Below are 4,087 nucleotides of genomic sequence, written 5' to 3' on the forward strand. Positions count from 1 at the left end.
ATACTTTCTTCGTTTCATCCAACTGTTCACGTAATCGCTGTTCTGTATCTCGAAGCGATGCAGCTTTTTCAAATTCTTGACTCTGCACGGAAGAATCCTTTTCTTTTCGCACTTCATCAAGTTTCAATTCAAGCTCTTTTAAATTTGGAGGTGTTGTATATGAACGCAGCCGAACCTTTGAACCTGCCTCATCGATTAAATCAATTGCTTTGTCTGGAAGAAAACGGTCAGAGATATAACGATCTGACATTTTTACAGCCGCATCGATGGCTTCATCTGTAATAGACACACGATGATGGGCTTCATAACGGTCACGCAATCCTTTAAGGATTTGAATAGACTCATCAATGGTAGGCTCATTAACGGTTATCGGTTGGAATCGACGCTCAAGCGCTGCATCTTTTTCGATATACTTACGGTATTCATCAAGAGTTGTAGCACCAATACATTGAAGTTCCCCACGAGCTAGAGAAGGTTTTAAGATATTAGAAGCATCGATAGCTCCTTCTGCTCCTCCTGCACCAATTAACGTATGAAGTTCATCAATGAAAAGAATGATATTTCCAGCCTGACGGATTTCGTCCATAACCTTCTTCAATCGATCCTCAAATTCTCCACGATATTTAGTTCCTGCTACAACCGTTCCCATATCAAGAGTCATTACTCGTTTATCGCGTAAAATTTCTGGCACTTCATTATTAATAATCTGCTGCGCAAGACCTTCAGCGATGGCTGTTTTACCAACACCGGGCTCACCAATTAAAACAGGATTATTTTTAGTACGTCGGCTTAGGACCTCAATGACACGCTGAATTTCCTTACCTCTGCCAATAACCGGATCAAGACTTCCTTCACGTGCGATGGCTGTCAGATCTCTAGCCAGACTGTCTAGAGTAGGCGTACTCGCATTTGCTGATGTCGAGCCTTGGTGGCTTCCTGACTCGTTACTGCCTAGCAATTGTAATACCTGTTGGCGAGCTTTATTCAAACTTACACCAAGATTATTAAGTACACGGGCAGCTACCCCTTCACCCTCGCGAATTAACCCAAGTAACACATGTTCTGTTCCCACATAAGAATGACCTAGTTTTCGTGCCTCATCCATTGAAAGTTCAATCACTTTTTTTGCACGCGGTGTATAATGAATCGTTTGTGCCGTTTCTTGACCCCGACCAATCAGATTTTCGACTTCCTTCTGAATTTTTTCAGAGCCCAATCCAAGTGCGTAAAGAGCTTTAGCCGCAATTCCTTCTCCTTCGCGCACAAGACCGAGCAGAATATGTTCCGTACCGATATTATTATGTCCTAAACGTATAGCTTCCTCTTGTGCCAATGCTAATACTTTTTGCGCTCTTTCAGTAAAACGACCAAACATCATAGGTTAAATCCTCCTTAAGAATTTTCGTTTTTCTCCAATTTTAACCGTTCACGAATTAACGATGCTCTGCGAATGTCACGTTCATATGCCTGCAACGGTCCTCCAGCATATTTTTGTAAAAATCCCGGCTGAGTTAAGATCATTAATTCATTTAGAATTGTACTAGAGATGCTATTAATATATCCAAGGTCGATGCCTAATCGGACATCAGATATACATGTAGCCGCTTCTTTGGATCCAATAATTCTTGCATTAATCAGCGTACCGAATGACCGGTAAATTCGATCTTCTAGTTGTATATGCGAGGTTTTCGCGAGAGCGTTTCTAGCTGATCTCTCTTGCGCGATTATCTGTTGAACTACACTCGTTAAATCGTTTACGATATCCTTCTCTGATTTGCCTAGTGTAATCTGATTCGATATTTGAAAAATATTCCCCAGAGCCTCACTGCCCTCACCATATGTTCCTCGTACCACTAATCCAAGCTGGTTCATAGCTGGAATAATTTGATTCAATTGTTGAGTTAGAACCAGACCAGGTAAGTGCATCATGACTGAAGCCCTTAACCCAGTCCCAACATTTGTTGGGCAGCTGGTCAAATACCCGCGTTCTTCATCATATGCATAGTCAACGGTTTCCTCAACCAAATCATCAATATGATTAGCCATTTGTAAAACTTCCGTCAGCTGCAGACCAGGAGCTAAGCATTGAATTCGAATATGGTCTTCCTCATTAATCATAATGGAAACCTTCTCGTTGTCAGATAAGAGACAAGCTCCAAAAGAAGAATCACTAGCTAAATTCGGGGAGATTAAGTGTTTTTCAACTAACACTCTTTTTTGCAGAGGTTCAAGTGAATCCATTTCCAGCAATTCTAACTGGCCGCACTCACTTATCTTCTTACCTAAAAACTCCTTTTTAATTAACTCAATGACTTCCTGTCCTTCTTCGTCTGAAAAAACTGTAGGAAAAGTAAAGTCTTTAAAATTTCTCGCTAATCTCACTCTAGAACTTAATACAATATCCGTGTCAGGACCGTCCTCATTCATCCAAGAACTCAAAGCACTTTGTACAAATCGTTCAAAACTCATGATTGAGGCCCCCCATCAACGTGACGATCATTTTGTTTCTCGAGTGAACGAATCTCATCTCTAATTTCCGCCGCTTTTTCAAATTCTTCTTTTTCAATTAAGTCTTTTAAAACCTCTTTTAACTGTACTACTTGCTTCCGAAGATGAATCGTATCACCCATCCTGCTTGGAATCTTACCAATATGGGCAGTATTGCCGCTATGCACTCTTTTTAAAATCGGATTCAGTTGATTATCAAATGTTTTATAACATTCCTCACAACCAAATTTACCTACATGGACAAACTCTTTGAAAGAAAGGTTACAACGCTTACAGCGCAGTTCCTCTGTTTTAGGCTTCGCACTCGCCGTAGATGACTGAAAAATAGGTTCAATATTTAATAACCCTGATAGTAAATTATTAAAAGAGAAACCCTGCCCTGCTTGGTTAATATAAACTTCACCCATTTCTTGAGCACACTTCTCACAAATATGAATTTCATTCTTCTCGCCATTTATAAACTTTGTAAAATGGAGAGTTGCTGGCATCTGATTACATTCTTGACAAAGCATCATTATCACCTCAGCAAAAACCCTATTTATACTTTAAAGTAGTTAACATTGCTTTCAATATCCTCGACCTAAGCTCATCACGTTCTGGCAGGTCAATATAAATGACTGAACGATCAATTACACTCATCATGATTTTTGCTTCACGGTTATTAATAATTTCTTCTTCGACTAAACGACTTATCATTCCTTCAGCAGCAGCTTGCGAAACCCGCATGCCAATTAAAGATAGTAATTGATCAATTAAATCCACATCATCATACGATTGGACTTTCATGATTCTGATATACCCGCCGCCGCCTCGTTTACTTTCTACTAAATATCCGCGTTCAATGGTGAACCTAGTATTAATCACATAATTTATTTGGGAAGGCACACACTGAAATTTATCAGCTATCTCACTTCTTTTAATTTCAAGAGTGTCATTTTGACTCATTTCAAAAATTTTCTTTAAATAAATTTCGATAACATCGGATATATTTCTCACCTATCCTCCCCCATCCTGACTTTGACTATATTTGACTAATATTATACAAATGAATGTTTTTATTTGCAACTTTAACGCATTTTCTCATTTATAAATTATTTTTTCCATTTAAGTCCAATTACACACGTGCATTTTAAAATTTGGTTATATGTGCAGTATACCTCCTATGGCTGCTGATAAAACCCTTCGAAAACTAAATGACTATCTTAAAGGGTTTTGCAGTAAGAATATATGCTAAAAAACTCCGTGGGGAACCAATCTTTTTTAGAAAACATGAGACTCAAGGGTCATTTGCCATTTATGGTATTATTTTTATTATATTTAAGAGGTTTTTTGAAAATGGGGCGCTATTCTTAACATCTTAAGGAGCATTTCATTTAAGAACACATGCTGAACTCTAGATTACTCATGGAGGGTATTTTATCTGTTTTTCAACTATTTAAGCCATTAATCCCGTCTGGAGTATCCATATTCCCGTCTGAGATCACGTTATTCCCGTCCAGGCCCTTCATAATCCTGTCTAGATACCCCCGTATTCCCGTCTGGGCACTATTTTCAGCTCTAAAATACCCCTCAGGGTACC

The 4,087-nt window shown here is 38.9% G+C and carries 3 protein-coding genes and 1 pseudogene; all 4 read right to left on the reverse strand.

Features of this window, described 5'->3' with window-relative positions; translation table 11 throughout:
- A pseudogene (gene clpC, locus AC52RT_RS17695) lies at nucleotides 1–1,378 on the reverse strand (ATP-dependent protease ATP-binding subunit ClpC); the annotation flags it as partial.
- 14 nt (nucleotides 1,379–1,392) lie between these two features.
- The gene (gene mcsB / locus AC52RT_RS17700) at nucleotides 1,393–2,469 is read right to left on the reverse strand and encodes a protein-arginine kinase McsB (RefSeq protein ID WP_495541969.1); all 1,077 of its coding nucleotides are present in this window, start codon (nucleotides 2,467–2,469) and stop codon (nucleotides 1,393–1,395) included.
- The gene (gene mcsA, locus AC52RT_RS17705) at nucleotides 2,466–3,023 is read right to left on the reverse strand and encodes a protein-arginine kinase activator protein McsA (protein ID WP_495541970.1); all 558 of its coding nucleotides are present in this window, start codon (nucleotides 3,021–3,023) and stop codon (nucleotides 2,466–2,468) included. Before mcsA ends, mcsB begins: the two co-directional genes overlap by 4 nt.
- Nucleotides 3,024–3,042: 19 nt before the next feature.
- The gene (locus tag AC52RT_RS17710) at nucleotides 3,043–3,504 is read right to left on the reverse strand and encodes a CtsR family transcriptional regulator (RefSeq protein ID WP_040372998.1); all 462 of its coding nucleotides are present in this window, start codon (nucleotides 3,502–3,504) and stop codon (nucleotides 3,043–3,045) included.
- Nucleotides 3,505–4,087 lie beyond the last annotated feature (583 nt).

Source organism: Peribacillus sp., from assembly GCF_059453735.1.

Excerpts from the sequence above, each read along its gene's own strand:
- mcsB (WP_495541969.1), bottom strand. The coding sequence starts at position 2,469 with ATGAGTTTTGAACGATTTGTACAAAGTGCTTTGAGTTCTTGGATGAAT.
- mcsA (WP_495541970.1), bottom strand. The coding sequence starts at position 3,023 with ATGATGCTTTGTCAAGAATGTAATCAGATGCCAGCAACTCTCCATTTT.